Source organism: Selenomonas sp. oral taxon 892 str. F0426, assembly GCF_000468035.1.
Classification (GTDB): Bacteria; Bacillota; Negativicutes; order Selenomonadales; family Selenomonadaceae; genus Centipeda.
In genome coordinates this window covers 26231-30141 of the sequence record NZ_KI260530.1, presented here as the reverse complement: position 1 = coordinate 30141, position 3911 = coordinate 26231, and the positions used below count along the sequence as shown (strand labels likewise).

General features: G+C 55.7%; 2 protein-coding genes and 1 pseudogene. All 3 read left to right on the top strand.

Annotated features, from left to right (window positions below):
* Positions 1-68: 68 nt before the first annotated feature.
* The gene (locus tag HMPREF1992_RS03100) at positions 69-1577 is read left to right on the top strand and encodes a phosphoglucomutase/phosphomannomutase alpha/beta/alpha domain II (RefSeq protein WP_021684368.1); all 1509 of its coding nucleotides are present in this window, start codon (positions 69-71) and stop codon (positions 1575-1577) included.
* Positions 1578-1744: 167 nt separating this feature from the next.
* Positions 1745-3457, top strand: a complete 1713-nt coding sequence (locus tag HMPREF1992_RS03095) for a GGDEF domain-containing protein (RefSeq protein WP_037358336.1) — start codon at positions 1745-1747, stop codon at positions 3455-3457.
* A gap of 228 nt (positions 3458-3685) precedes the next feature.
* A pseudogene (locus tag HMPREF1992_RS11600) lies at positions 3686-3911 on the top strand (GGDEF domain-containing protein); the annotation flags it as partial.

Below are 3911 nucleotides of genomic sequence, written 5' to 3'. Positions count from 1 at the left end.
GCGGTCCCCCTCCCCCGTGGTGCACGGGGGAGGCATACATAGCTGCGAACTATAAAGGAGGAATCTCAATGCCACTGACCCTTGATGACTTCATGAAGCTCGCAAACGGGAGCGACATCCGCGGGGTTGCTGTTCCAGGCGTCCCCGGCGAGCCGGTCACACTGACTCCCGAAGCCGCAAACCGAATCGCGGCGGGCTTTGTCCGCCTCCTTGCAGAAAAGACGGGCAAGAAACCGGAGGAGCTGCAGATCGCCGTTGGACACGACTCACGTATCTCCGCACTCGCCATCAAAGACTGCGTCCTCACCGGCCTCACCCACATGGGCGCACACGGCATTGACTGTGTGCTTGCCTCGACGCCCGCCATGTTCATGGCGACCATCTTCGAGGACACGGCAGCAGATGGCTCCATCATGATCACGGCGAGCCACCTCCCCTACAATCGCAACGGACTCAAATTCTTTACCGCATCGGGCGGTGCAGAAAAGGCGGACATCCAAAAGATCCTCACCTATGCGAGCGAGGCCGCCGAAGCGCACGGAACCCTCGATCACGTACTGAAGTTCGACCTCATCGGCCGCTACAGTCAGCACCTGGCGGACAAAATCCGCGAGGCACTCGGCGGTGTGGAAAAGCCGCTTGCCGGGATGCACATCGTCGTCGATGCCGGCAACGGTGCGGGCGGGTTCTTCGCTGGACGCATCCTCACCCCGCTCGGTGCGGACACCTCCGGCAGCCAGTTCCTCGACCCGGACGGCTATTTTCCGAACCACGTCCCGAACCCCGAGGATCCCGCTGCCATGCGTGCGATCAAGGAGGCTGTCATCGAGAACAATGCAGATCTCGGCCTCATATTTGATACCGATGTCGACCGCATGAGCGCCGTGCTTGCCGATGGCACGGATGTCAGCCGCAATGCTCTGATCGCCATGATGTCTGCCATCCTCGCGCCCGACTACCCCGGCTCCACCATCATCACGGACTCTGTCACCTCCGATGGGCTGCACGACTTCCTTGAGAACGAACTGCACCTAAAGCACCTGCGGTATATGCGCGGCTACAAGAACGTCATCAACGAGTGCATTCGACGCAACGAGGCGGGCGAGGTCTCGCCGCTGGCGATCGAGACCTCAGGGCACGGGGCACTCTCGGAGAACTACTACCTCGACGACGGCGCATATCTGGCGGTCAAGCTCATCATCGCCGCTGCCAAGGCACGCGCCGAGGGACGCACCCTCGCGGATCTGATCTCCAAGCTGCGCCATCCTGCGGAGGCGCGCGAGATCCGCATCAAAGTCCTCGGAACAGAAAATGTGCGCGCTTACGGCCAAGAGGTCCTCACTGCATTTGAGGAGCGCGCAAGGGCGAAGGGGATTTCCATTGCCAGCCCCTCCTACGAGGGTGTCCGCATCATCATGAACGACGGTTGGGCTCTCCTCAGGATGTCGCTGCACGACCCGAATATGCCGCTCAACATCGAGGCCGATACAGCGGGCGGCGCCGATGTGATCGAGCGCACCGTCAAGGAGCTCCTCACCGGCTTTGACGCTCTCGATTTCTCGGGATTCCACGTCTGATATGATCCGCACCAGAGACTGCTGCACGAAGCGAAACGTTTTGTGCAGCGGCCTCTTTTTTGATCTTGCACGCCCATCGTTCGAGAAAATGCCCTCTTATATAGGCACTCATTTTATTTTATGCTATAATGGATAACATTATAACGCGAGGAGAGAAGAACGTATCTATGGAAAAAATCGTACAGGCCATCTGGAGCAATCGAATCACGCTCCTATGCGTTATTGTCATTGCCGCCCTCGCCGGCCTTTCGTGGCAGACACTCTCGAGCTCACCCTACAGTTCGATCCGCCCAACGTACGCCGTCATCCATGGCAGCCCGGAGTACAAGGACATCATCGGCTTTCACCCGGATCTCTTCGACTGGCAGCCCTATGACTATCCTGCTCCGCCGCCGCTGGATGCAGATACCAAGACCGTCTATCTCTCATGGGAAATCCCCGCATCCGTGCCGCTCTTCGTCGATCACGTTCTCTTCGCCACGACAAACCAGAATGCCTACATCTATCTCGATGATGAGCTCATCTATATGCACGGCAACTGGGATCAGCTGATGGACTCGCGCGGACGCACCCCCCACTTCGTCCACGCCGACTGCGAACTCGCAGGCAAGCGCATCACCATTATGCTGCACTCCGGCTACAACAACTGGCTCGGGAGCATCGACTACTTTTTCATCGGCAGTGAGTCCGCCCTCATGCAGATGCTCGGTCTCGCCGATGCCATCTATATCGCCAGCCTCTCGATCGCACTTTCGCTGATCGTCTTTCTCATCATGGATCTCGTCTGGCGCAGAACAAATTCGCAGCGCAGGATGCAGCTCTGCCTCATCGCCTTCCTCTTCAGTTTCATCCTGTGGACAACCGGTACATCCTCCTTCTTCTCACGCCTCCTGGGGATGCCGGATGTCTGGTGGGAGATCCACCTCATCATGCTCTACATCATGCCCATCACCTGTGCCTTGGTCGTACAGGAGGTTGTTTCTCCTGTGTATAGAAAAACAATACGCTGTATTAACGTTGTCTATCTTCTTCTGTTTATTGCTGCAACGATCAGTGAGGTCAGCGGATTTAACGGCTATATGAATCTGCTCTACCTCTTCTATCCCATCCTTTTCATCAGCAGCCTCATCCTCATCTATACACATCTCCGCTCGGACTGGAGGAAATACCCCGCAGCACGCTATGGCATGATCTTCATGATCTCGCTGACCATCTTCGTCGGCATCGATGCACTGCATTTCGAGTATCATCTCCTCTCCGCTATGCTCTCGACGACCGTTTTCTCCATCTACTCATCCATGCCGTTCGTCTTCTTCCTCATCCGTGAGCAGATGCTCCGCGACACACTCCTCGCCCAGCAGAACGCAGACCTCACACGTGAGCTGCAGGAGTCGCAGAGCGAGGCACAGCACGACTTTCTCACCGGTGCCTACAACCGACACCAGCTGGAGGACGGCATCCGTAAGTTCTCCACGCTCGCCGATACGCGCGGATTCCCCTTCTCCTTTGCCATCTTTGACGTGGATCACTTCAAGACCGTCAACGACACGCACGGTCATCTCTGCGGCGACCGCATTCTGAAACAGATTGCCGATACCATACATGCACATACTGACCGCCGCCATATTCTTATCCGTTACGGCGGCGACGAGTTCATCCTCCTCGCACTCCACCATGATCTTGCCGCCATGATCGCCTTCTGTGACGAACTGCGGCAGATATTCGAAAAGACCCTGGACGGCGTCACCATCAGCTTCGGTGTCTCCACCTGGCATGGCCCGAATGATCGGCCGACCGCGCTCATGGAGCGTGCCGACCGCGCCCTCTATATCTCCAAGGAAAAGGGACGCAACAGTGTCTCCGGCGAGAATGAAGGGTAATCACTAAAAATCAATAAATCCTTTATGATCTATCGCTTCATCTGACTTCTGCATGAATCCATATAAATTTCATACAGAAGTCTTTTTGTATTCTTCGTCTCTCTTACTAAGATTCGTATTCTTTTTCATTTTTTTATTGTTCTATATCTAAATCATATGCTATAATAAATTAACTAATATGATAGGAACGGATCATATCCATGTCGCTTGCAAAGGGGGTGCATACCCATGCAGCGCATTCTTGCATTTCTGCGGAGCAACATTCTGACTCTGCTCTGTATCGCTCTTCTCACAGGCGCGAGCGGCGCTGCCTGGTATCTCCTCGCAACACCGATCGACCGCAGCATACAGGCGGAGTATGCTGTTTTTGAGGGGAATCCTGCGTACAACGACATCATCGGATTTCATGCGGGAGCGATGGACTGGCAGCCCTATGACTATCCTGCTCCGCCGC